General features: G+C 59.0%; 25 protein-coding genes. 22 read left to right on the top strand and 3 right to left on the bottom strand.

Going from position 1 to position 22,542, the window contains the following annotated elements; genetic code table 11:
* Positions 1–79: 79 nt before the first annotated feature.
* The gene (gene ubiT, locus LD28_RS0105925; RefSeq protein WP_033136084.1) at positions 80–613 is read left to right on the top strand and encodes a ubiquinone anaerobic biosynthesis accessory factor UbiT; all 534 of its coding nucleotides are present in this window, start codon (positions 80–82) and stop codon (positions 611–613) included.
* On the opposite strand, the gene LD28_RS0105920 is transcribed toward ubiT, so the two are convergent.
* Complete coding sequence (locus LD28_RS0105920) at positions 566–982, bottom strand: hypothetical protein (protein ID WP_033136083.1); 417 nt, start codon at positions 980–982, stop codon at positions 566–568. The two genes, ubiT and LD28_RS0105920, sit on opposite strands and share 48 nt — an antisense overlap.
* Positions 983–1,169: 187 nt before the next feature.
* Here LD28_RS0105920 and trmJ point away from each other — a divergent pair, with 187 nt between their 5' ends.
* The 20 genes from trmJ (at position 1,170) to LD28_RS0105820 (ending at position 20,148) form a co-directional block, all read left to right on the top strand.
* The gene (trmJ, locus tag LD28_RS0105915) at positions 1,170–1,892 is read left to right on the top strand and encodes a tRNA (cytosine(32)/uridine(32)-2'-O)-methyltransferase TrmJ (protein WP_033136082.1); all 723 of its coding nucleotides are present in this window, start codon (positions 1,170–1,172) and stop codon (positions 1,890–1,892) included.
* 92 nt (positions 1,893–1,984) lie between these two features.
* Positions 1,985–2,488 carry a Fe-S cluster assembly transcriptional regulator IscR gene (gene iscR / locus LD28_RS0105910; protein WP_033114496.1) on the top strand — a complete coding sequence of 168 codons (504 nt, stop codon included), beginning with the start codon at positions 1,985–1,987 and terminating at the stop codon, positions 2,486–2,488.
* Between the two features lie 53 nt (positions 2,489–2,541).
* Positions 2,542–3,756, top strand: coding sequence for an IscS subfamily cysteine desulfurase (locus tag LD28_RS0105905; protein WP_033136081.1), 1,215 nt, complete (start codon positions 2,542–2,544; stop codon positions 3,754–3,756).
* A gap of 41 nt (positions 3,757–3,797) precedes the next feature.
* Positions 3,798–4,181, top strand: a complete 384-nt coding sequence (iscU, locus tag LD28_RS0105900; RefSeq protein ID WP_033136080.1) for a Fe-S cluster assembly scaffold IscU — start codon at positions 3,798–3,800, stop codon at positions 4,179–4,181.
* A 15-nt stretch (positions 4,182–4,196) separates the two neighbouring features.
* Positions 4,197–4,520, top strand: a complete 324-nt coding sequence (iscA, locus tag LD28_RS0105895; protein WP_033136079.1) for an iron-sulfur cluster assembly protein IscA — start codon at positions 4,197–4,199, stop codon at positions 4,518–4,520.
* Positions 4,521–4,635: 115 nt separating this feature from the next.
* Positions 4,636–5,154, top strand: coding sequence for a co-chaperone HscB (hscB, locus tag LD28_RS0105890; protein ID WP_033136078.1), 519 nt, complete (start codon positions 4,636–4,638; stop codon positions 5,152–5,154).
* Positions 5,155–5,182: 28 nt separating this feature from the next.
* Positions 5,183–7,030 (top strand): Fe-S protein assembly chaperone HscA, encoded by a 1,848-nt coding sequence (hscA, locus tag LD28_RS0105885; RefSeq protein ID WP_033136077.1) that lies wholly within the window; start codon positions 5,183–5,185, stop codon positions 7,028–7,030.
* 1 nt (position 7,031) lies between these two features.
* A complete protein-coding gene (gene fdx / locus LD28_RS0105880) occupies positions 7,032–7,370 on the top strand; it encodes an ISC system 2Fe-2S type ferredoxin (protein ID WP_005333808.1) in 339 nt (112 codons plus the stop codon).
* A 172-nt stretch (positions 7,371–7,542) separates the two neighbouring features.
* Positions 7,543–8,847, top strand: a complete 1,305-nt coding sequence (gene pepB, locus LD28_RS0105875) for an aminopeptidase PepB (protein ID WP_033136076.1) — start codon at positions 7,543–7,545, stop codon at positions 8,845–8,847.
* Positions 8,844–10,127, top strand: a complete 1,284-nt coding sequence (gene pepB, locus LD28_RS0105870) for an aminopeptidase PepB (protein ID WP_033136075.1) — start codon at positions 8,844–8,846, stop codon at positions 10,125–10,127. Before pepB (LD28_RS0105875) ends, pepB (LD28_RS0105870) begins: the two co-directional genes overlap by 4 nt.
* Positions 10,128–10,394: 267 nt before the next feature.
* Positions 10,395–10,823: a nucleoside-diphosphate kinase gene (gene ndk / locus LD28_RS0105865; RefSeq protein WP_033136074.1), complete on the top strand. Its 429-nt coding sequence runs from the start codon at positions 10,395–10,397 to the stop codon at positions 10,821–10,823.
* Positions 10,824–10,990: 167 nt separating this feature from the next.
* Positions 10,991–12,094: a dual-specificity RNA methyltransferase RlmN gene (gene rlmN / locus LD28_RS0105860; RefSeq protein ID WP_033136073.1), complete on the top strand. Its 1,104-nt coding sequence runs from the start codon at positions 10,991–10,993 to the stop codon at positions 12,092–12,094.
* An 11-nt stretch (positions 12,095–12,105) separates the two neighbouring features.
* Complete coding sequence (gene tapF, locus LD28_RS0105855) at positions 12,106–12,897, top strand: PilW family type IVa pilus biogenesis/stability lipoprotein TapF (protein WP_156120122.1); 792 nt, start codon at positions 12,106–12,108, stop codon at positions 12,895–12,897.
* The gene (gene rodZ, locus LD28_RS0105850; protein ID WP_033136071.1) at positions 12,887–13,855 is read left to right on the top strand and encodes a cytoskeleton protein RodZ; all 969 of its coding nucleotides are present in this window, start codon (positions 12,887–12,889) and stop codon (positions 13,853–13,855) included. Before tapF ends, rodZ begins: the two co-directional genes overlap by 11 nt.
* A 10-nt stretch (positions 13,856–13,865) precedes the next feature.
* Positions 13,866–14,981, top strand: coding sequence for a flavodoxin-dependent (E)-4-hydroxy-3-methylbut-2-enyl-diphosphate synthase (gene ispG / locus LD28_RS0105845; RefSeq protein ID WP_033136070.1), 1,116 nt, complete (start codon positions 13,866–13,868; stop codon positions 14,979–14,981).
* A 138-nt stretch (positions 14,982–15,119) separates the two neighbouring features.
* Positions 15,120–16,397, top strand: a complete 1,278-nt coding sequence (hisS, locus tag LD28_RS0105840; protein WP_033136069.1) for a histidine--tRNA ligase — start codon at positions 15,120–15,122, stop codon at positions 16,395–16,397.
* A gap of 3 nt (positions 16,398–16,400) precedes the next feature.
* Positions 16,401–17,051: a YfgM family protein gene (locus LD28_RS0105835; RefSeq protein WP_033136068.1), complete on the top strand. Its 651-nt coding sequence runs from the start codon at positions 16,401–16,403 to the stop codon at positions 17,049–17,051.
* Complete coding sequence (gene bamB / locus LD28_RS0105830; protein WP_033136067.1) at positions 17,044–18,228, top strand: outer membrane protein assembly factor BamB; 1,185 nt, start codon at positions 17,044–17,046, stop codon at positions 18,226–18,228. Before LD28_RS0105835 ends, bamB begins: the two co-directional genes overlap by 8 nt.
* Before the next feature lie 74 nt (positions 18,229–18,302).
* Positions 18,303–19,799 (top strand): ribosome biogenesis GTPase Der, encoded by a 1,497-nt coding sequence (gene der, locus LD28_RS0105825; protein WP_033136066.1) that lies wholly within the window; start codon positions 18,303–18,305, stop codon positions 19,797–19,799.
* 124 nt (positions 19,800–19,923) lie between these two features.
* A complete protein-coding gene (locus LD28_RS0105820) occupies positions 19,924–20,148 on the top strand; it encodes a zinc ribbon domain-containing protein (RefSeq protein WP_033136065.1) in 225 nt (74 codons plus the stop codon).
* 49 nt (positions 20,149–20,197) lie between these two features.
* Here LD28_RS0105820 and LD28_RS23535 read toward each other — a convergent pair whose 3' ends face one another.
* Both LD28_RS23535 and mltF read right to left on the bottom strand, forming a co-directional pair.
* Positions 20,198–20,344 (bottom strand): hypothetical protein, encoded by a 147-nt coding sequence (locus tag LD28_RS23535; protein ID WP_167334782.1) that lies wholly within the window; start codon positions 20,342–20,344, stop codon positions 20,198–20,200.
* A 175-nt stretch (positions 20,345–20,519) separates the two neighbouring features.
* Entirely contained in the window at positions 20,520–22,004 is a 1,485-nt protein-coding gene (mltF, locus tag LD28_RS0105815) for a membrane-bound lytic murein transglycosylase MltF (RefSeq protein ID WP_033136064.1), read from the bottom strand.
* A 149-nt stretch (positions 22,005–22,153) separates the two neighbouring features.
* Between mltF and LD28_RS0105810 the strand changes: the two genes are divergently transcribed.
* On the top strand, positions 22,154–22,542 hold a 389-nt coding region (locus tag LD28_RS0105810), incomplete at its 3' end, for a hypothetical protein (RefSeq protein ID WP_033136063.1).

Raw genomic sequence — 22,542 nt, 5'->3', positions numbered from 1 at the left:
GTAACCCTGCACAAGTTTGATTTCCAACAGGATCTTGCCACTCTCCCTGTGTTTGAATGCGCAAAAAAGGGAGTCTATCGTGTTTCAACAACTGCAACGCCGCCTGGTCGAACAGGCTCCGCGCTTCTTGCGCCATCCCCTCAAGCTGGTTCCCTTCAATCTGCAAAAGCAGCTGATGGAGAGCTTGCTGGCCCGGGTCTTCAAAGAGGCCATCGCAGATGGCGATTTCGAGTTTCTGGCAGACAAGTGGCTGAAAGTCGAAGTATCTGATCTGGAGCTGTGCTGGTTTATCAGTGAGCAGAACGGCCAGTTGGTGGTGGCTCGCGAGTGTGACAAGGCCGATGTCTGCTTCAGCGGTACCGCCAACGACCTGATCCTGATTGCCGGTCGCAAAGAGGATCCTGATTCGCTCTTCTTCCAGCGCAAGCTGAAGATAGAAGGGGATACCGAGCTGGGTCTTGAGGTGAAAAACCTGATGGACAGTCTGGATCTCGATGGCTTGCCGAGTCTGATGAAGTATCCCCTGATGGATCTGGCGACGTTTATCGAACGCGCCCGCAGTGAGTCAGCGCAGGCTCCGGTGCAGACGGCTCCGAGCGGGATCCCGTCTTAAGTGAGCGATTACCCCGTGGGCATGGCGGCGATAATGGTGCCGTGCCCAGAGGCAGCGGCAGGCCCACAGGCAGGGGACCAATGCGATAATGGCGGTGGGGGCAGGCAACTGTGATATGGCCAGCCCCATGGCCAGCAAGATAAAGGGCTGGGCTTCATAAAGCCACTCTGGCTGTAGCCAGCGTTTGCTCGGAAAGATAATCAGGTCGGTGCGACGGTAGCTGGAGCGCATCATCCAGGTCACCGCCCCGGCGATAAACAGCAAAGCGCCTGCAAACCAGAGCAGTAGTTGTTCACTCAGCATAATGATGGCAATGGCTGTCAGCAGATAGAGGCTGGGCAATCTCTCATAGATAAAGGGAGGAAGCATGGCGTGGTGTCTCCTGTGCCGTTAACCGGATATCCGTCAAGTTTAGTCCCCCCTTCCCAACCCCCTCATGCCGGTTTGTTATACAAACGGGTAGTTTTGTTCTGAAATGGCTCGCCTTTTACGGTGCCAACATTGTGCTCTCTTATGTTACAATTGCGCGCTATTTTTGACTGAAGATTGACTGGGCATGTTGGATCAAATTCGTATCGTTTTGGTAAACACCTCTCATACCGGCAACATGGGGTCTGCGGCGCGCGCCATGAAGACCATGGGGTTGACCCAGCTGGTACTGGTTGATCCGCAATCCTTGCCGGATGACAATGCCTTCGCCCTGGCGGCAGGTGCCAGTGATGTGCTTGCCAATGCCCGTATCGTCCCGACGCTGGACGACGCGATTGCCGATTGTGGTCTGGTGATTGGCACCAGCGCCCGCTCCCGTACCCTGAGCTGGCCCATGCTCGATCCCCGTGAAGCTGGTGAGAAGTCGGTGGTCGAGGGGATGAAGCACCCGGTCGCGCTGGTGTTTGGCCGTGAACGCACCGGCCTTACCAACGACGAGCTGCAAAAGTGCCACTACCATGTGGCCATTCCGGCCAATCCTGATTACAGCTCCCTCAATCTGGCGATGGCAGTGCAGACCCTCTGTTACGAAGTGCGGATGCGCTGGCTGCAGGGGCAGGCCGCCGAGCCTGAAGATGAGATGGCCTATCCGAGTGCCGCCCAGCTGGAAGGGTTTTATCAGCATCTGGAGCAAACCCTGATGAAGACCGGTTTTATTGCCGATGATCATCCGGGTCATGTGATGAGCAAGCTGCGTCGCTTGTTCAATCGGGCTCGGCCGGAAGCGGCGGAGCTCAACATTCTGCGCGGGATTTTGACCTCGGTGCAGAAAACGCGGGTACCGGATTAATCCGACTGATTTACTCAACCATATACTTGACTGATTTGGTCGGGTATGTGACCATGTGCCCCATTAAATTGCTTCGCAAGACGGTAAGGCACATGAGACTGACTTCAAAAGGACGTTACGCTGTAACCGCCATGCTCGACGTGGCGTTGCATGCAGAGCAGGGGCCCGTCCCCCTTGCCGATATTTCCGAGCGTCAGGGCATCTCCTTGTCCTATCTCGAGCAGCTCTTTGCCCGCCTGCGCAAACATGGTCTGGTGAGCAGTGTGCGTGGCCCGGGCGGCGGTTACCGCCTCGGCATGGCGCCGGACGAAATCTCGGTCGGTCAGGTGATCACCGCGGTCGATGAGTCGGTCGATGCCACCAAGTGCCTCGGCAAGGGCGGCTGCCACGGCGGTACCCAGTGTCTGACGCACTCCCTGTGGCGTGATCTGAGCGAGCGGATCTCCAGCTTTCTCGGGGATATCACCCTGGCCGAGCTGGTACGCCAGGCCGATGTGCGCCGGATTGCCGGCAAGCAAGATGAACAAATGAAGACCGTGTTGTCCCTGGTTGAACGGGCAGAACACGGCGATGTGAGCTTGAAAGTCCAACTATAAACGTGCTTTCCACAGCGGGACTCTGTATGACCCGGACTGTGACGGAGAAAAACATGAAACTGCCTATTTACCTTGATTATTCGGCAACCTGTCCGGTGGACCCGCGTGTCGCAGAAAAAATGATGCAGTGTCTCACCATGGATGGCCTGTTTGGCAATCCGGCTTCCCGTTCTCACCGTTTTGGCTGGCAAGCCGAAGAGGCGGTAGATCTGGCCCGTAATCAAGTGGCAGAGCTGATCGGTGCCGATCCGCGCGAGATCGTCTTCACCTCCGGTGCGACCGAATCCGACAACCTGGCCATCAAGGGCGTTGCCCACTTCTATGCCAGCAAGGGCAAGCACATCATCACCTCCAAGACCGAACACAAAGCGGTACTCGATACCTGCCGTCAGCTGGAGCGTGAAGGCTTTGAGGTGACTTACCTCGAGCCGATGCCCAATGGTCTGTTCACCCTCGAGATGATCGAGAACGCCATGCGTGACGACACCATTCTGGTCAGCCTGATGCATGTGAACAACGAAATTGGCGTGATCCAGGATATCAAGGGGCTGGGCGAACTGTGCCGCTCCCGCAAGGTGCTGCTGCACGTGGATGCGGCCCAGAGTGTTGGCAAGGTCGAGATCGACGTTGAAGCGATGAAGATTGACCTGCTCTCTCTGTCCGCCCACAAAATTTATGGCCCGAAAGGGATCGGCGCGCTCTACGTACGCCGCAAGCCGCGTGTGCGTATCGAAGCCCAGATGCACGGTGGTGGTCACGAGCGCGGCATGCGTTCCGGCACCCTGCCGACTCACCAGATCGTCGGGATGGGAGAAGCCTTCCGTATCGCCAAGGAAGAGATGGCCAGCGAGCACGAGCGTGTGATGACCCTGCGTCAGCGTTTGTGGGATGGCCTCAAGGATATCGAAGCCGTTTACCTCAACGGTGATCTGGAGCAGCGCGTCAGTGGCAACCTCAACGTCAGCTTCGCCTATGTGGAAGGGGAATCCCTCATCATGGCGCTGAAAGATCTGGCGGTCTCTTCCGGTTCTGCCTGTACCTCAGCCAGCCTGGAGCCCTCCTATGTGCTGCGCGCACTGGGCCTGAACGACGAGTTGGCACACAGCTCCATCCGTTTCAGCATCGGTCGCTTTACCACCGAGGAAGAGATTGACTACGCGGTCAAGCTTATTCGTGACTCCATCGGTCGTCTGCGCGAAATGTCCCCCCTGTGGGAGATGTACAAAGACGGCGTCGATCTGAACACGGTCGAATGGGCTCATCACTGATCCACCGGGTCAGTGAGCAACAGAATTAGCAGGAGTTATATATGGCTTACAGTGAAAAAGTAATCGACCACTACGAGAATCCTCGCAACGTCGGTGGTTTCGACAAGAATGATCCCAACATCGCGACCGGCATGGTCGGTGCGCCCGCCTGTGGCGACGTGATGAAGCTGCAGCTGAAGATCAGCGATGAAGGCATCATCGAAGATGCCAAGTTCAAGACCTACGGCTGCGGTTCAGCTATCGCCTCCAGCTCGCTGGTGACCGAATGGGTCAAGGGTAAGACTCTGGACGAAGCGGCTGGCATCAAGAACACTGATATCGCCGAAGAGCTGGCCCTGCCACCGGTCAAGATCCACTGCTCCATTCTGGCCGAGGATGCCATCAAGGCCGCCATCGCCGATTACAAGCAGAAGAAAGGTCTCTAAGCGCCGGAGAGCAGTATGGCTATTACCATGACAGATGCCGCCGCGGCACGGGTTTCCTCTTTTTTGGCCAACCGGGGCAAGGGCATTGGCCTGCGCCTCGGCGTCAAGACCACCGGCTGTTCCGGCCTGGCCTACGTGCTTGAGTTCGTTGATGAACTGACCGATGAGGATCAGGTATTCGAGCAGCAAGGCGTCAAGATTATTGTCGATGCCAAGAGCCTGATCCATCTGGATGGCACCGAGCTGGATTTTGCCAAAGAGGGCCTCAACGAAGGCTTCAAGTTCAACAACCCGAACGCCAAGGGCGAATGTGGTTGTGGCGAAAGTTTCAGTGTCTAACAGGCGGGACACTGTGTGTGTCCTGCCAGTTGAACTGGTCGCCATCGACCAGTTCAACAATGCCATCTCCAGCACCTGAGCGTGTTGTTATGGCGAACGTTTCCAAGAGGTTTGCATGAATCATTTCGAGCTGTTTGGGCTGGTTGAAGGCTTCGAGCTCGATACCCGTCAGTTGGCTGATACCTACCGCCAGCTGCAAACCCAATTCCACCCGGATCGTTTTGCCACCGCCCCCGAGCGGGAGCAGCTGGCTGCGGTGCAACGTGCCTCCCAGATCAACGAAGCATTCACCACCCTCAAGGCGCCGCTGCGCCGTGCCGAATATCTGCTCTCCCTGCGTGGCACTGATATCCGTGGCGAACAGCAGACCCTGCAAGATACCGCTTTTCTGATGCAGCAGCTGGAGTGGCGCGAGCGTCTGGCCGATCTGAAAGATGATGCTGACCCTGAGGGCGCCATCAAGGATTTTCGCAGCGAGATCAGGCATGATCACCAGTTGTTGATGCAGCAGCTGACCGAGTCTCTTGCCGCCGGTAAAGATCTCGTTGCCGCTGATTGCGTTCGCAAACTCAAGTTTGTCGACAAGCTCCTCGAAGAGCTGGAACGATTCGAAGACTCGCTTCTCGAGTCTTGATCCTTTAACGCTGGAAGTTTCATTACCCATGGCATTACTGCAAATCGCCGAACCCGGCCAGAGCGCTGTTCCTCATCAGCACAAACGTGCCGTCGGCATCGATCTCGGTACCACCAACTCTCTCGTCGCTGCGGTTCGCAGCGGTCACGCCGATACCCTTTGCGATGAGCAAGGGCGCGATCTGCTCCCGTCGGTGGTGCACTATCAAAGCGACGCCATTCGCGTGGGGATTGATGCCAAGCGTGAAGCGGCACTCGATCCTCATAACACCATCGTCTCGGTCAAACGGATGATGGGCAAGGCGCTGGCCGATATCGATACCCGCCAGCAGCCTTACCAGTTCGTTGCCGCCGACAATGGCATGCCGCAACTGCAAACCCGTCAGGGGCTGGTCAATCCGGTACAGGTGTCGGCCGAAATTCTCAAAAAACTGGCCGAGCGAGGCGCCGCCTCGTTGGGTGGCGATCTTGACGGCGTGGTCATTACCGTGCCCGCCTATTTCGACGATGCCCAGCGTCAGGGCACCAAGGATGCGGCCCGTCTGGCCGGTCTGCACGTCCTGCGCCTGCTCAACGAGCCGACCGCAGCCGCTATCGCCTATGGCCTCGACTCCGGTCAGGAAGGGGTGATCGCGGTTTACGATCTGGGGGGCGGTACCTTCGATATCTCCATCCTGCGTCTGCATCGCGGCGTGTTTGAAGTGATGGCGACCGGTGGCGATTCGGCCCTCGGCGGTGATGACTTCGATCACCTGCTGGCGGACTGGATCAAGGAGCAGGCTGGCCTCTCCGGCGATCTGGATGCCCATCTGCAGCGCGAGCTGCTGGATGTGGCCGCTGCCGTTAAACACGGCCTGACCGATGCCGAGCAGGTGGCGTGCACCTTTGCAGGCTGGCAGGGTTGTGTGACCCGTAGTCACTTTGACCAACTCATCACCCCGCTGGTGAAACGGACCTTGCTGGCCTGCCGCCGCGCCCTGCGTGATGCGGATCTTGAGCCGCTGGACGTGCTGGAAGTGGTGATGGTCGGTGGTTCCACCCGGGTGCCGCTGGTGCGCGAACTGGTGGGCGAGTTCTTCCAGCGCACACCGCTGACCAGCATCGATCCGGACAAGGTGGTTGCCATCGGCGCCGCCATCCAGGCCGACATTCTGGTGGGCAACAAGCCCGATGCCGAGATGCTGCTGCTCGACGTTATCCCCCTGTCACTGGGTCTGGAGACCATGGGTGGCCTCGCCGAGAAGGTGATCCCGCGCAACACCACCATTCCGGTGGCCCGCGCCCAGGAGTTCACCACCTTCAAGGATGGTCAGACCGCCATGGCTATCCACGTGGTACAGGGTGAGCGCGAGCTGGTGGCCGATTGCCGATCCTTGGCCCGCTTTACCCTGACCGGCATTCCGCCGATGGCTGCCGGTGCCGCCCATATTCGCGTCACCTTCCAGGTGGATGCGGATGGTCTGCTGTCGGTCAGTGCCATGGAAAAATCCTCCGGCGTGCAGGCCGAGATCCAGGTCAAGCCCTCTTACGGGCTGGCGGAGCAGGATATCCTCAGCATGCTGAGCGCCTCTATCGAGAACGCCCAGCAGGATATGGATGCCCGCATGCTGGCCGAGCAGCAGGTTGAAGCCGACCGGGTGGTCGAGAGCCTCAATGCGGCGCTGGCCGCCGATGGCGATGCGTTGCTGAGTGCTGCCGAACGTGCCGAGATTGATGCCGCCATCGCCCATCTGCTGACCATGCGCAACAGCGGCGCAACCCATCAAATCAAAGAAGCCATTGAGGCGGCGGATGCTGTCAGTGGCGAGTTTGCAGCGCGCCGGATGGATGCCTCCATCCGCAAGGTGCTGAACGGACAAAACGTCAACAAGGTGTAATATGCCAAAACTGATCATTCTTCCTCATCCGGTACTCTGTCCGGATGGCGCAGCCCTCGAGGGGCAAAGCGGCGAGACCATTCTGGATGTGGCGCTGCGCAACGGTATCGAGATCGAGCACGCCTGCGAGAAGTCCTGTGCCTGCACTACCTGCCACTGCGTGGTGCGGGAGGGCTTTGACTCTCTCGAGCCAAGCGACGAGCTGGAAGACGACATGCTGGACAAGGCGTGGGGGCTGGAGCCGGAATCGCGCCTCAGCTGCCAGGCAAAACTGGCAGACGAGGATCTGGTGGTGGAACTGCCCAAGTACACCCTGAACCTCGCCTCTGAACGCCATTAATTACACATGAGTGAATTGCACGTGCAGCATCCTGTGGTGCTTCAGTGATATGGTGGAAGGCCGTGACCCTTGGGGCACGGCCTTTTTTGTATTCGTTATTCTCTCTTTGCCAATAAGCTCTTTCCCATAAAGAGTGCTTATACATAGTGCCAGTAAAAAGGAAGCAAACACGATGGCTGACATGATGAAGGTAGCGTTATCCACCCAGGCTGCGGCCGCCCATTGGGGCGAGGGCGCCCAGCTCAGTTTCAATGGCGACGAGGCACTGATCCATCTCGGTGCTGCCGGTCAGGAGAAGGATCTCCTGCGCACCGTTCAGCGCGCCGCCCGTCGCCTCGAATCGAGCGGGATCAAGCGGGTGACGCTGGCCGGTGAGGGCTGGGATCTGGAGCGTCGCTACGCATTCGCCCAGGGGTTCTACGCCGCCAAGGGGGCGCGTGAACTGGATTTTGGCCAGCAGAGCGACGCGGATGCCCGCGAACTGGATGCGCTGTTCAAGGCGGCCCGCTGGGTACGTGACATCACCAATGGCTGTCCGGAAGAGATCTACCCCATGAGCCTGGCGGAATCTGCCCTGTTGCTCATTCGTGGTCTGGCCGGGGATCAGGTCACTGCTCGCATCACCGCCGGTGAAGCGCTGCGCGAGTCGGGCCATATCGGCATCTGGTCGGTCGGCCGTGGCAGCGAGCGCGAGCCGGTGCTGCTGGAGCTCGACTACAACCCGACCGGTGATCGCCATGCGCCCGTGGTCGCGGCGCTGGTGGGCAAGGGGATCACCTTCGACTCCGGTGGCTACTCCATGAAGTCCTCTGACAACATGCTGCCGATGAAGTCCGATATGGGGGGCGCCGCCATGGTCACCGGCGCGCTGGCGCTGGCCATTAGTCGCGGCCTGAACCAGCGGGTGAAGCTCATTCTCTGCTGCGCCGAGAATCTGGTCTCCGGCAACGCCTTCAAGCTGGGCGACATACTCACTTACAAGAACGGCATTTCGGTCGAGATCCAGAACACCGATGCGGAAGGTCGTCTGGTGCTGGCCGATGGCCTGATGGCGGCCTCCGACAGTGGCGCGGCTTATATTCTTGACGCTGCCACCCTGACCGGCGCCGCCAAGATGGCGCTGGGGCGCGATTACAATGCGGTGTTTGCCCTCGATGAGACCGAACAGCAGCGTGCGCTGGCTGCCGCCAAGGTTGAAAACGAGCAGGCGTGGGCGCTGCCGCTGGAGCCCTGGCATGCCAGCCAGCTCACCTCGGCCTTTGCCGATCTGGGCAACGTTGCTTCAGCCGAAGGCACGGCCGGTGCGACCACGGCTGCTGCGTTCCTCTCCCGCTTCGTGCGCGATGAGGGCAAGGGCTGGGTACACCTGGATCTGGCGGCCTCCTATCAAAAATCGGGCAATGATCTCTGGGCGACCGGTGCCAAGGGCCACGGTCTGCGCACTATCGCACGCTGGCTGCAGGAGGTGACCGCATGAATGTCTGGTTGAGCCGTGAATTTGCACCGGCCGAGTGGGGGGAGGGGGCGCTGCTCTCTCACCGCGCCGATGGCATGGTGATCCATCTGGTGACGGCCAATCCGCTGCTCGATATCCAGCAGGCGGCCCGTCGTCTCTGCCAGCAAGGGATCCAGAAAGTGACCCTGGCTGGCCACTGGGAGCGCGAGCAGCAGTGGGCCTTTGCCCAGGGGCTGCAAACTCCCAAGGTGGAGGTGCAACTGCAGTGGGCCATGTCCTCGGAAGAGGATCGGGAAGAGCTGGAAGCACGCTGGCTCTGTGGTCGCTGGGTGCGCGAGATGACCAATGCCACTCCGGAGCAGCTGGGCCCGCTGGAGCTGGCAGTGGAAGCGGCCTCCTTTATTACCGAGCTGGCGCCGGACAAGGTGAGCCATCGCATTTTGAAAGGCGAAGCATTGCAACAGGCGGGCTGGGTCGGTCTCTATCAGGTGGGCCGCGGCAGTGCGCGTGAACCGGTATTGCTGGAGCTCGACTTCAATCCTGGGCGTGACCCCAAGGCGCCGGTGGCGGCAGCCCTGGTGGGCAAGGGGATCACCTTTGACTCCGGCGGCTACTCCATGAAGAGCTCCGAGGGGATGCTCACCATGAAGTGCGACATGGGGGGGGCGGCGATTGTCACCGGCGCGCTGGCGCTGGCCATGCTGCGCGGGCTCGACAAGCGTGTGAAGTTGATCCTCTGCTGCGCCGAGAACCTGGTCTCTGGCCATGCCTACAAGCTGGGGGATATCCTCACTTACAAGAACGGTACCACGGTCGAAATTGTGAATACTGACGCCGAGGGGCGGCTGGTGCTGGCCGATGGCCTGCAACTGGCGAGCGACAGCGGCGCACCGCTGATCATCGATGCCGCCACCCTGACCGGTGCCGCCGTGATGGCGCTGGGTGGGCGCTATAATGCCTTGTTTGGCCTCGACAAGGGGTTGGTGAGCCGGGCCATGACCTATGCCGATGCCGAGCAGGAGCCTGCCTGGCCGCTGCCGCTGGAGCCCTGGCACCGTCAGCAGTGCCCCTCCCATTACGCCGACACGGCCAACAGCCGTCCGGTGAAGGGGGGCGGGCCGGGTGGCGCCTCCAACGCGGCGGGCTTCCTCTCCCGTTTCGTTGCCAATGACGGGATGGGCTGGCTGCATATCGATCTGGCTGCCTGCTTCAGTGACAACGGCGATGCCCTCTGGGCGCCGGGAGCCAATACCCTGGGGATGCGTACCATAGCGCGGGCCCTGCTGGCGGAAGCCAAATAAGCGAGACAAGGCACCTTCGGGTGCCTTTTTCATGTTGTTCGAATAGTGAGCAAAAGATGGGGTTTTGGCGGCTTAAGGTAACTATCGTGCGCAAGCGCACATATTTTCCGGCTCTGCTCGGTCAAGATGAGCGTGGATGTTGATTGCAAGGGAGTGATGTTTAATAAAAAGTTGCTTGTTTGTGTGTTTTTCCGGTTTTTGTTTACGTATAATCGCCAGCGAACATGGATTCTAACAATAAATCTCTGTAGTTAAGGAAAGATATCAATGGCCATCGAACGTACCTTCTCTATCGTCAAACCGGATGCTGTCAGCAAGAACCTGATCGGCGAGATCTACCACCGCATGGAAAGCGCTGGCCTGACCATCGTTGCCGCCAAAATGCTGCGTCTGACCAGCGAACAGGCCGCTGGCTTCTACGCCGAACATCAAGGCCGTCCTTTCTATGATGCGCTGGTGACCTTTATGACCTCCGGTCCGGTCATGGTGCAGGTGCTGGAAGGGGAAAATGCCGTTCAGCGTTACCGTGACCTAATGGGGCTGACCAATCCCGAGCAAGCCCTGGCCGGTACCCTGCGTGCCTGCTTCGGTGAGAGCATCGACCGCAACGCGGTACACGGGGCCGACAGCTTTGCCTCTGCCCAGCGTGAAATCGCTTACTTCTTTAGCGAAAACGAGCTCTGCTCCCGCGACTAATCTCGCGACTGATACCTGCAAGGGAGCTTCGGCTCCCTTTGTTGTTTTCGCCGTTTACGCAATATCCCTCTATTCTCCAGGTGGAAAGCCAGACCCATTATTTGTACAATGCCGCCCCCTGACGTCGTCAGCCAATAATTGATGAAGTGTTTGAACTGAGGCCATTGATGAGCGAAACAAAAATCAACCTGCTGGATCTTGATCGGGATGCCATGCGTGCCTTTTTCGTCGAACTGGGCGAGAAGCCATTCCGGGCAGATCAGGTAATGAAGTGGATCTATCACTTTGGGTGTGATGATTTCGATCAGATGACCAACGTCAACAAGGTGCTCAAAGAGCGCCTCAAGGCGATCGCCGAGATCAAGGCGCCCGAGATCAGCCGCGAGCAGCGCTCTGCCGATGGCACCATCAAGTGGGCCCTGCAGGTGGGTGATCAGGAAGTCGAGACCGTCTACATCCCGGAAGATGATCGCGCGACCCTCTGCGTCTCCTCCCAGGTGGGCTGTGCGCTGGAGTGCAAGTTCTGCTCCACGGCTCAACAAGGCTTTAACCGCAACCTGAAAGTCTCCGAGATCATCGGTCAGGTGTGGCGTGCTGCCCGCGTGGTCGGTGGCAAGCGCCCCATCACCAACGTGGTGATGATGGGGATGGGTGAGCCGCTGCTCAACCTCGCCAACGTGGTGCCCGCCATGCGTCTGATGATGGATGACTACGGTTTTGGTATCTCCAAGCGCCGGGTGACCATCTCCACTTCTGGCGTGGTACCGGCGCTGGACAAGCTGGGTGACCAGATCGACGTGGCGTTGGCCATCTCCCTGCACGCCCCGAACGACAAGCTGCGTTCAGAGATCATGCCGATCAACGACAAATACAATATTGAGGAGTTCCTCGCCGGTGTCCGTCGTTACCTCGAGAAGTCCAATGCCAATGGTGGTCGGGTGACCGTCGAGTATGTGCTGCTCGATCATATCAATGACGATATGCAGCATGCCCACGAGCTGGCCAAGGTGCTCAAGGATACCCCGAGCAAGATCAACCTGATCCCGTTCAACCCCTTCCCGGGCAACCCTTATGGCAAGCCGAGCAACAGCCGTATCGATCGCTTCTCCAAGGTGCTGATGGAGTACGGTTTCACCGTGATTGTCCGCAAGACCCGTGGTGATGACATCGATGCCGCCTGTGGTCAGCTGGTGGGTGACGTGATTGACCGTACCAAGCGAACTATCAAAAATCGGATGCAACAGGATGGGATTTCCGTCAAAATGGTTTAAATGCTAAGCCATTGTATAGACAGGGAATGGATACACGTACATTGATCGTAGTGGCAGCGCTCTGCGCGCTGCCAGGCTGTGTGACCGAGACCACTTACGCTGGCCAGAACTCGACCCAGCGTGAAGTGGGTCCCGACCTTAAGGCTGCCGCCCAAACCCGCCTCGACCTGGGTATCCAGTACCTGCGTCAGGGCAATGCCGAGCAGGCCAAGTTCAATCTTGACCGCGCCCTCCAGTATGACCCCTCCAATCCTCAGGTTCAGATCGGTTTTGCCTACTTTTATCAGAAGGTAGGGGATTTCAAGGCGGCCGAAACTCATTACAAGAATGCCCTTGCCATGGATCCGTCCAATGCTGACGCAATGAACAACTATGGCGCCTTCCTCTGTGATCGCGGCCGGTATGCCGAGGCGGATCAGGCGTTCAACCAGGCTGTTATTCAGCCAGGCTATGTAAAAATTGCCGATACCTATGAAAATGCGGCCCTTTGTGCGCTGCAAAATCGCAGAAATGATAAAGCAGGCGAGTACTATCGCCTGGCCTTGGGGTATAATCCCCGCAATCCAGGGTTATTGCTGGACTTGGCCGAGCTTTCCATGAAAGATGGCAAGCTGCCTGATGTGCAGTCCTACCTCGCCCGTTTTTCCGAAGTGTCAGACGAGAACGAGGAGAGTCTCTGGTTGAGACTTCGGCTGGCACAGGCGATGGACAAGCCGGCATTACTTCACCAATTCGGGACTGAGCTGGTAAGGCAATATCCCACTTCGCAACAAGCCAAGCGTTATTTAGCCAATGACTATTGAACAGCAACACGATTTCCAAGACGACTCCCAGGCAGTAGGCCCAGGCCAATTGCTGCGCAACGCCCGTGAACAGCTCGGCTGGACACGAGAACAGGTTGCGTCCCGCATTCACCTTCGTCTGACCCTGATCGCCGCTATCGAATCGGATACCTACGACAAACACACGTCCCATACCTTTATCCGGGGCTATTTGCGTACCTATGCCAAGCTGGTCGGGATCCCTGACGAGACCATTCTGGCCGCTTACGACAAGCTGGGTCTGACCCCTCCCGACAATATCGACATGCAGAGTTTCTCCCGTCGCTCCCGCCAGCAAGCCAACGACAGTCGGCTCAAGCTGGTGACCTGGCTGGTGATCCTGGTGTTGATTGCGCTCTCGGTCGCCTGGTGGTGGCAGAGTACCGCACGTCGCTCCGCCGGTGATGAAGCCCTGGCGGCCACCGAGATGAGTGCAACCAGCTCGACTCCGGCTGCGCCCGCTCTCACTCCGCCCGATGCAATCAACACCGATCCGGTGGAAGGGGCTGCCGTCGCACCTGCCGTCACCGACGTGACTGCCCCTGCGGTGGTTTCCGAGGCGACTGCCACCTTGGCGCCGGCCTCTGCTGCCGTGGCTCTGACCGATGTCAGCGCGGCTGTTGGCACTGCGACCGATGTTGCGGCATCCGGCGCGGTGGCGACGGGCTCCGACGACGTGGCCATCGATCCGGCCAAGGCGCCGCAACTGAAGATGAGCTTCACCGCCGATTGCTGGCTGGATGTGAAGGATGCTAACGGCAAGACCCTGTTCAGCGGTCTGAAGAAGGCCAACGACGAGCTGGTGCTGGAAGGCGCTGAGCCCCTGAAGTTCATCGTCGGTGCGCCGATGGCGGTCAAGCTCGACTACAAGGGGCAGTCGTTTGATATGAGCCGTTACAACAACGGCCGTACTGCCCGCTTCTCACTGCCGCAGGAGTAACCTGTTTCTCATGTCCGCTCACGAATCTCCCATTATTCGTCGTAAATCCAGACAGATCATGGTTGGTAATGTACCGGTTGGGGGCGATGCTCCCATTACCGTGCAGACCATGACCAATACCAAGACCACCGATGTCGCTGCGACCGTCGAGCAGATCCAGCGGATCGAGCGGGTCGGTGCCGATATCGTCCGTGTCTCCGTGCCCACCATGGAAGCGGCGGAAGCCTTCCGCCTCATCAAACAGCAGACCCGCATTCCCATCGTCGCCGATATCCACTTCGACTATCGTATCGCCCTGAAAGTGGCCGAGTACGGTGCTGACTGCCTGCGTATCAACCCGGGCAATATCGGCAACGAGCAGCGGGTGCGTTCGGTGGTCGACTGCGCGCGCGACCTCAATATCCCGATCCGTATCGGGGTCAATGGCGGGTCGCTGGAGAAAGATATTCAGGAGAAGTACGGCGAGCCGACCCCCGAAGCGCTGGTGGAGTCCGCCATGCGTCACGTGGACTATCTCGATCGCCTCGATTTCCAGGACTTCAAGGTAAGCGTCAAGGCTTCCGATGTGTTCCTGGCGGTCGGCGCCTATCGCCTGCTGGCCAAGCAGATCGAGCAGCCGCTCCATCTGGGCATCACCGAAGCGGGCGGTTTCCGTGCCGGTGCAGTGAAGTCTGCCATTGGTCTGGGTATGCTGCTCACCGACGGCATCGGCGATACCCTGCGCATCTCGCTGGCGGCGGATCCGGTGGAGGAGGTGAAGGTCGGTTTCGATATCCTCAAATCCCTGCGCATTCGCTCCCGTGGCATCAACTTCATCGCCTGTCCCTCCTGCTCACGGCAGGAGTTCGATGTGATCGCCACTGTCAATGCACTGGAAGAGCGGCTCGAAGACATCATCACTCCGATGGATGTCTCCATCATCGGTTGCGTGGTGAATGGTCCGGGCGAAGCGCTGGTCTCTGACCTTGGTCTGGCGGGTGCCGCCAACAAGAGTGCCTTCTATGAAGGGGGCCAGCGGGTCGATCGGCTCGACAACAAGGATCTGATTCCGGTACTGGAGCGACGCATTCGCGCCCGGGCTGCCATGATGGATCCCGCCAACCGGATCCTGATGGACAAGGATTGAGCAAATCGGGGCCACATCGGGTGGCCCTTTTTCCAGGTGACTGATTTTAAATCCCGCATCCGGATTCCCTGATTTTACCTTGGGGGGGAAAATCCCTATAATGCGGCCAAATTTTACCTCTTTTTCTCGAGTATCAACGTGGCAAAACAGATCCAAGCTATTCGCGGTATGAATGATTGCCTGCCGGAGCAGAGCCCGGTATGGCAGAAGGTTGAACAGATCCTGCGCCAGGTCGTTGCCAGCTATGGCTACAGCGAAGTGCGCATGCCGATTGTCGAGCAGACTCATCTGTTCAAGCGCGCCATCGGTGAAGTGACCGACGTGGTCGAAAAAGAGATGTACACCTTTGAAGACCGCAACGGCGACAGCCTGAGCCTGCGTCCGGAAGGGACCGCCAGCTGCGTCCGTGCCGGTATCGAGCACGGTCTGCTTTACAACCAGGAACGCCGGATGTGGTACATGGGCCCCATGTTCCGTCACGAGCGTCCCCAGAAGGGCCGTTACCGCCAGTTCCACCAGTTCGGTGTCGAGCTGTTTGGCATCAACGGGCCGGATATTGACGCCGAGCTGATCATGCTGACCCACCGCCTGTGGCGTCTGTTTGGCATCAGCGAACATGTGACCCTGCAGCTCAACACCCTGGGCCAGAGCGCCGAGCGTGCCGCTTACCGCGATGCGCTGGTGGCCTATCTGGAGCAGTACAAGGATCAGCTGGACGAAGAGAGCCAGCGCCGCATGTACAGCAACCCGCTGCGGGTGCTCGACTCCAAGGATGAGAAGGTACAAGCCATTCTGGTGGGTGCCCCGCGTCTGTTCGACCATCTGGGCGAAGAGAGCCTGGCCCACTTCGAGGGGCTCAAGCGCCTGCTCGAGTCTGCCGGTATCAAATATGAAGTGAACGAGCGTCTGGTCCGTGGTCTTGACTACTACAACCTGACCGTGTTCGAGTGGGTCACCAGCAGTCTGGGTGCCCAGGGCACCGTCTGTGCCGGTGGTCGCTACGATGGTCTGGTGGAGCAGCTGGGCGGTCAACCGACCCCGGCCGTGGGCTTTGCCATGGGCATGGAGCGTCTGGTGCTGATGCTGGAGACCCTCGAGCTCAACGCCGATATCCGCCCGGCGGTGGATGTCTATCTGGCGATGGTGGGCGAGGGGACCGAGCAGGCTGGCTTCCAGTTGGCCGAGCGTCTGCGCGATGCCCTGCCTGACCTGCGCCTGATGAGCCACTGCGGTGGTGGCAACTTCAAGAAACAACTCAAACGTGCCGACAAGAGCGGCGCGGCAATCGCCCTGATCCTTGGTGAAACCGAGGTGCAAAACGGGGAGATCACTATCAAATATCTGCGTGGTCAGGCCGAGCAACAGACCGTCAAGGTTGACGCCGCCATTGCCCTGCTGGCAGCCAAAGGAGAGTAAGCTGTGGAAGTCTATACCACCGAAGAACAACAGGTTGAAGTTATCAAGGAGTGGTGGAAAGAGAACGGGACCTCGGTGATTGCCGGGACCGTGATCGGTCTGGTCGGTCTGTTCGGCTGGCGCTATTACAACCAGCACCAGCAAGAGACCATGGAGGCCTCCTCCCAGGCTTACAATCAGGTGATGGCACAGCTGGCCAAGGGCGATGCCGCCGGTTTCGAGCAGGCACAGCAGTTTGTCACTGCCAACAAGGGTGACTCCTACGGTGAGCTGGCCGCCCTGCAACTGGCTGCTGCTGCCGTCAAGGCGGGCAAGCTGGATCTGGCTGCCGAGCAGCTGGATCTGGTGGCCACCACCGGTGACGAGAGCATTCGTCCCATTGCGGCCCTGCGTCTGGCTCGTGTGCTGAGTGATCAGGGCAAGGCGGACGAAGCGCTGGCCAAGCTGGCGACCATCCAGAATGAGGCCTTCAAGGCGCAGGTAGCCGAAGCCCGTGGCGATGTGCTGCAAAAGCAGGGCAAGACCGAAGAGGCTCGTGATGCCTATCAGGCGGCGGCGGATGCTGGCGGCCTGCAGGGCAGTCAGGAACTGAAGCTGAAAATGGACGATCTGGCCCTGCCAGCCGTTGCGACTGGTGAGGCACCGGATGCGTAATCTATTCAAGATGGTGGTGCTGGGGGCTGCGGTCTCCTTCGCCCTGCAGGGTTGCTCCCTGTTCAGTTCGGAAGAGGATCTCAACCCGATGGCGCCGCTGCCCAAGGTTGAGTCTGCCTTCACTGCCGACACCGCATGGTCATCTACCGTGGGTGATGGCATCGGTGACTTCTACTCCCAGCTCAAGCCGGTGGTGGAAGAGGAGCGCATCTACGCGGCGGCCCGTGACGGTGATGTGAGTGCCTTTGACCGTGCCAGTGGCGATCGCCTCTGGACCGTCGATCTGGCCGATCTGCCGGTCAACGCCGACAAGCGCAGTGCCCGCCTCTCCGGTGGTCTGGTCTCCCGTTACGGCAAGCTGTTCCTCGGCTCCGAGAACGGGGTAGTCTACGCCCTGAACGAAGAGAATGGCGAAGTGCTGTGGCAGACCAATGTGCCCGGCGAAGTGGTGGCGAGCCCGGCGGTGGAAGATGGCCGCGTGGTGGTGCTGACCACATCTGGTCGCCTGATCGCCCTCGACACTGACGAAGGCAAGATGCAGTGGTCGCTCTCCGAAGAGCAGCCGCCGCTGACCCTGCGCAGTGCCGGTGCGCCGGTGATCACCAACGGCGCCGTGATTTACGGCCGTGCCGATGGCAAGGTGGGCATTGCCTTGCTGAGCAACGGCCAGCCGGTGCGTCAGTCCAAAGTGGCTGATCCGCGCGGTGCCACCGAACTTGACCGTATGGTCGACGTTGATGCCAGCCCGCTGATTGCCGGTGATGAGCTCTATGCCATCGCCTACAACGGTCAGCTGATGGCGCGCAAGCTGATGACTGGCGACGAAGTGTGGAAGCGCAAGTATTCCGGCTATCGCGATCTGGCGATGACTGGCAATGCCATCGTGCTGACCGACAGTCGCAGCCATCTGTTTGCCATCGATCGTCGCAACGGTCTTGAGCTGTGGTCCAACACCCAGCTGGAGAATCGTACCGTCACTGCACCTGTCATCTTCGGTGACTATGTGGTGGTGGGTGATGTGGAAGGATACCTGTATTGGCTTGATCGTACCGACGGTACCATCAAGGCGATGCAGCAGCTCGATAGCAGTGGTCTCTACGCCGCCCCGCTGGTGGATGGCGAGACCCTGTATGTGCAGAGCCGTGACGGCAAGTTGTACGCCCTCAAGCGTCCTTGATCGTCCGATAATGTGAATATCCGGCTCCTGGTCTTCGGACCCGGAGCCTTTGTCGTCTTGAGAATGAGGCTTTTATGACTCCTGTAGTAGCCCTGGTGGGCCGCCCCAACGTGGGGAAATCCACCCTGTTTAACCGCTTGACCCGCACTCGGGATGCCCTGGTTGCCGATTTTCCCGGTCTGACCCGGGACCGTAAATACGGTCAGGCGAAGTTGGGCGAGCTGGAATTTATCGTGGTCGATACCGGCGGTATCGATGGTACCGAAGAGGGGATCGAGCTGAAGATGGCCGAGCAATCCCTGCTGGCCATCGAGGAAGCGGATGTCGTGCTGTTCATGGTGGATGCCCGTGCCGGTCTGACCGCGGCGGATCAAGCCATCGCCGAGCACCTGCGCAAGGCCCACAAGAAGGTATTTCTGGTGGCCAACAAGACCGACGGTATCGACGGTGACTCCGCGGTCTCCGAGTTCTATGGTCTGGCGCTGGGCGAGGTCTACCAGATCGCGGCCGCCCACGGTCGTGGCGTGCTGAGTCTGCTGGAACTGGCTCTGGCTCCCCATCTGGAGACCCTGGTCGACGCGGCTACCGATGAAGATGCGCAGGATGAGGAAGAGGAGGACTTCGACGAAGAAGCCCTGCTGCGCATGGTAGCTGCCGGTGATCTGGACACCAAGGAAGATACCAAAGAGACCCCGTTTGCCGACCTGCCCATCAAGTTTGCCATCGTCGGTCGTCCCAACGTCGGTAAATCCACCCTGACCAACCGCATGCTGGGTGAAGATCGGGTCATCGTCTATGACATGCCCGGTACCACCCGTGACTCCGTCTACATTCCGATGGAGCGTGACGAGCAGAAGTATGTGGTCATCGACACCGCCGGTGTGCGTCGTCGTGGCAAGGTGCATGAGACGGTGGAGAAGTTCTCCGTCATCAAAACCCTGAAAGCCATCGAAGATGCCAACGTCTGCCTGCTGGTGATCGACGCTCAGGAGACCATCACCGATCAGGACTTGAGCATCCTTGGCTTCGTGCTCCACTCCGGCCGCTCCGTGGTACTGGTGGTGAACAAGTGGGATGGTCTGGATCAGAAGGTGAAAGAGGATGTGAAGAACGAGCTGGACAGACGTCTGGGCTTCATCGACTTCGCTCGCGTCCACTTCATCTCCGCCCTGCATGGCAGCGGTGTCGGCCATCTGTTTGAATCCATTCAGGAGGCTTACCAGTCCGCCACCCGTCGTACCAGCACGGCGATGCTGACCCGCATCATGCAGATGGCGCAGGAAGATCACCAGCCGCCGATGGTCAACGGTCGCCGCGTCAAGCTGAAGTATGCCCACGCCGGTGGCTACAACCCGCCGCGCATTGTGATCCACGGCAACCAGCTCAACGACCTGCCGGACTCCTACAAGCGGTATCTGATCAACTACTTCCGCAAGTCCCTCAAGATCATGGGCTCGCCGATCCGGGTCGAGTTCCAGGAGTCGGTCAACCCGTTTGAAGGCAAGAAGAACAACCTGACTCTGAGTCAGGAGCGTCAGCGCAAACGCCTGCTGAAGATGAAGAAGAAATAAGCCCTGGCGGCTGCCCTCACCGGCAGCCGCTTTGTTATTCCCCCTGCAGTGGCGTTAGGTCCGGCGGGGAGGGGAACCCGCCATGGGCAAGCCCATCGCAGGTTCACTTTATGAGGAGTCGACAATGGAAGCCCTGCTTTGTCCATCATGCCAGGCTGAACTGGATACCCGCAGCAAGGAACAGACCTGTGGCCAGTGTCAGGCCCACGTTCGCGTCACGGCCATCTGTCCCACCTGCCAGCAGGAGCTGGAGCGTCTCAAGGCGTGCGGTGCGGTGGATTACTTCTGCAACCACTGCAACTCGCTGATCTCCAAACGGGCGGTAGAGTTCAAGGCGGCGCTGTTGTAAGACGGTAGTCAGGCGACAATGAAGATAAAAAACCCGGCTAATGCCGGGTTTATGCTGTGTGCTCTGCGATAAGCAGGGTATACGATCGATTTCTGCGCCACAGGTTGCGCTTGATGTCATTAAGCTTGAGTTTGCGTCTGGGGCTCCAGCCGCTCTTCGCTTTTCTGACCAGACTGATTTTTCTACGTTTTTGCATCTTGGTCTCCTCCCAACTGGGTGGCCATCCCGGCCTTGGGTTATTGATGGAGCCCATCCGAAATTGCTGTTATTTAATCTCTCAACATAATGAAAACAATGCGATTTCGGATAGGCTCCGATGTAATCGGATGGTAACAGAGAAGTTTACGTGAAAACAGCCGAATAATGGCTTGTTAGCGCATGGTGATCTGATTGACCACTTCGGCGATGGCGGTGGGGCGCTCGGCCAGCTCGGGCTCGCTGTCGTTGTCGAGACTCTCCCGCTGGTGCGCCTTCTGCTGCTCGTTGTCGAGCCACAGCAGGCTCTGGTAGTACTGGCGCACGTTGTTGACATAGTTGCGCGCCTCGCTGCCACGGGCATAGCCGTAACGCACCTTGCGGTGCCAGCGGGCCTGTTGCAGCAGCGGCAGCACCTCTTTCACGTCGCTCCAGGCGTCGGGATTCTTGCCGAGCTCCCTGGTCAAGCGGCGGGCATCCATCATGTGGCCGTAGCCGATGTTGTAGGCGGTGAGGGCAAACCACACCTTCTCGTCATCGGGCACCGAATCCGGCACTTTCTCCATCATCTGTTGCAGATAGAGGGAGCCACCCTTGATGCTCTCTTCCGGATGAAGCCGATCGTTGACCCCCATCGCTTTGGCGGTGGGCTCGGTCAGCATCATCATGCCGCGCACGCCGGTGTAGGAGCGGGCTTGCGGGTCCCAGTGGGACTCCTGATAGCTGATGGCGGCGAGCAGGCGCCAGTCGATATTCTTGGCGTGGGTCTGGAACAGCGGCTGGTACTTGGGCAGCAGGCTCTTGGCGCGCTGCAGGAAGGTGCGGGTATCGACAAAGTCGAAGTTCTGCACATGGCCGAAGTACTTCTCGTCCAGCTTGGCGATGGCTCCATCCATGAAGCGCTGACCGAAGAAGTCGATCACGCTGGCATAGAGGCTGTCATCGGGCAGCTTGCTCATGGCCCAGGCGACGGTCTGCTTCTGGGCCAGAGTCAGCCCCTCGGTGAGCTCGGGGTAGTAGCGCTGGGTACGGGCCAGCACGGTATCCTGCACCACCGTGTAGTCAATCTTGCCATCCACCACCTGCTTGAGCAGCTCCTCCACATCGGCATTGTGGCTGGTGCTCCATGCCAGTTTGGGATTTGTCTTGCTCATCTCTTTGAGCAGGTCTTCACCGGTGGAGCCGGCGGCCACCACCAGCTTGCCCTTGATCTCATCCAACGAGGCTGGTTTGGGTTTGCCGTTGCGGTAGACCAGCTTGGGGGAGACCTGGTAGAAGCCCGGTCCGAAGCGAAACAGCTCGCGTCGCTCGGGGGTGACCATGATGGCGGCCGCCGCCAGATCGAGTTTGCCCTTTTTCAGCAGCGCGACCAGTTGGTCAGTGGTGTCGACCGGGATGATGGTGAGCTTCACCCCCAGCCAGTCGGCATAGTTTTGCGCCAGCTCGTAATCGAACCCCTGGGCGAGGTCGTCACGCTGGTAATAAGAGGTGGGACCATAGATGGTGCCAACCCGGATCTCGCCTCGCTGGCGGATCTGCTCCAGCTGGCTGGAGGGGCTATAGAAGTCGCAGCCAACCAGAGTCAGCAGCAACATCAGCCCGATAAACAGTCGAAAAATGCATCGCAAGTAGGTGAGTACCTTTGTTGAAAAAATCGGCATTAGTCAAAAAAGAGGCACCTTTATACCAGAGTGTGTGGACCGAGTCACACTGCACCAAGTGAGAAAAACGTTTGTCCGCTGTAAGTCAGATCCCTATAATACGCGCGTCTCAATTCCCCCCCACTTTAAAACTTGGTGAGAAAGGTCATATGGATATCTTGCGTGGTGCCCCAGCACTGTCTGATTTTCGTGTCCAAAAACTGCTGCAACGCTTCGCACAGATGAGAAACGAGAGTGGAGTAGAGAGCGGAGTAGAGATAGAGGATGTCTATGCCGAGTATGTGCACTTTGCCGAGCTGACGAGCCCCCTGTCGCCCCCCGAGCGAGCGAGATTGGGCCAGCTCTTGCGCTACGGCCCGACCATCTCCGAACACACCCCCAGCGGTCAGCTGTTTCTTGTTACCCCCCGCCCCGGCACTATCTCCCCCTGGTCTTCCAAAGCAACCGACATCGCCCACAACTGCGGCCTGAATCAGGTCAAGCGGCTGGAGCGTGGTATTGCCTATTACCTGACCATCAAGGGGCAGGGTGAGCTGAG

This window comes from Aeromonas finlandensis, assembly GCF_000764645.1.
Taxonomy (GTDB): domain Bacteria; phylum Pseudomonadota; class Gammaproteobacteria; order Enterobacterales; family Aeromonadaceae; genus Aeromonas; species Aeromonas finlandensis.
This window is presented reverse-complemented; position numbering and strand designations above follow the sequence as displayed.

Excerpts from the sequence above, each read along its gene's own strand:
- LD28_RS0105920 (WP_033136083.1), bottom strand. The coding sequence starts at position 982 with ATGCTTCCTCCCTTTATCTATGAGAGATTGCCCAGCCTCTATCTGCTG.
- trmJ (WP_033136082.1), top strand. The coding sequence starts at position 1,170 with ATGTTGGATCAAATTCGTATCGTTTTGGTAAACACCTCTCATACCGGC.
- iscR (WP_033114496.1), top strand. The coding sequence starts at position 1,985 with ATGAGACTGACTTCAAAAGGACGTTACGCTGTAACCGCCATGCTCGAC.
- LD28_RS0105905 (WP_033136081.1), top strand. The coding sequence starts at position 2,542 with ATGAAACTGCCTATTTACCTTGATTATTCGGCAACCTGTCCGGTGGAC.
- iscU (WP_033136080.1), top strand. The coding sequence starts at position 3,798 with ATGGCTTACAGTGAAAAAGTAATCGACCACTACGAGAATCCTCGCAAC.
- iscA (WP_033136079.1), top strand. The coding sequence starts at position 4,197 with ATGGCTATTACCATGACAGATGCCGCCGCGGCACGGGTTTCCTCTTTT.
- hscB (WP_033136078.1), top strand. The coding sequence starts at position 4,636 with ATGAATCATTTCGAGCTGTTTGGGCTGGTTGAAGGCTTCGAGCTCGAT.
- hscA (WP_033136077.1), top strand. The coding sequence starts at position 5,183 with ATGGCATTACTGCAAATCGCCGAACCCGGCCAGAGCGCTGTTCCTCAT.
- fdx (WP_005333808.1), top strand. The coding sequence starts at position 7,032 with ATGCCAAAACTGATCATTCTTCCTCATCCGGTACTCTGTCCGGATGGC.
- pepB (WP_033136076.1), top strand. The coding sequence starts at position 7,543 with ATGGCTGACATGATGAAGGTAGCGTTATCCACCCAGGCTGCGGCCGCC.
- pepB (WP_033136075.1), top strand. The coding sequence starts at position 8,844 with ATGAATGTCTGGTTGAGCCGTGAATTTGCACCGGCCGAGTGGGGGGAG.
- ndk (WP_033136074.1), top strand. The coding sequence starts at position 10,395 with ATGGCCATCGAACGTACCTTCTCTATCGTCAAACCGGATGCTGTCAGC.
- rlmN (WP_033136073.1), top strand. The coding sequence starts at position 10,991 with ATGAGCGAAACAAAAATCAACCTGCTGGATCTTGATCGGGATGCCATG.
- rodZ (WP_033136071.1), top strand. The coding sequence starts at position 12,887 with ATGACTATTGAACAGCAACACGATTTCCAAGACGACTCCCAGGCAGTA.
- ispG (WP_033136070.1), top strand. The coding sequence starts at position 13,866 with ATGTCCGCTCACGAATCTCCCATTATTCGTCGTAAATCCAGACAGATC.
- bamB (WP_033136067.1), top strand. The coding sequence starts at position 17,044 with ATGCGTAATCTATTCAAGATGGTGGTGCTGGGGGCTGCGGTCTCCTTC.
- der (WP_033136066.1), top strand. The coding sequence starts at position 18,303 with ATGACTCCTGTAGTAGCCCTGGTGGGCCGCCCCAACGTGGGGAAATCC.
- LD28_RS0105820 (WP_033136065.1), top strand. The coding sequence starts at position 19,924 with ATGGAAGCCCTGCTTTGTCCATCATGCCAGGCTGAACTGGATACCCGC.
- LD28_RS23535 (WP_167334782.1), bottom strand. The coding sequence starts at position 20,344 with ATGCAAAAACGTAGAAAAATCAGTCTGGTCAGAAAAGCGAAGAGCGGC.
- mltF (WP_033136064.1), bottom strand. The coding sequence starts at position 22,004 with ATGCCGATTTTTTCAACAAAGGTACTCACCTACTTGCGATGCATTTTT.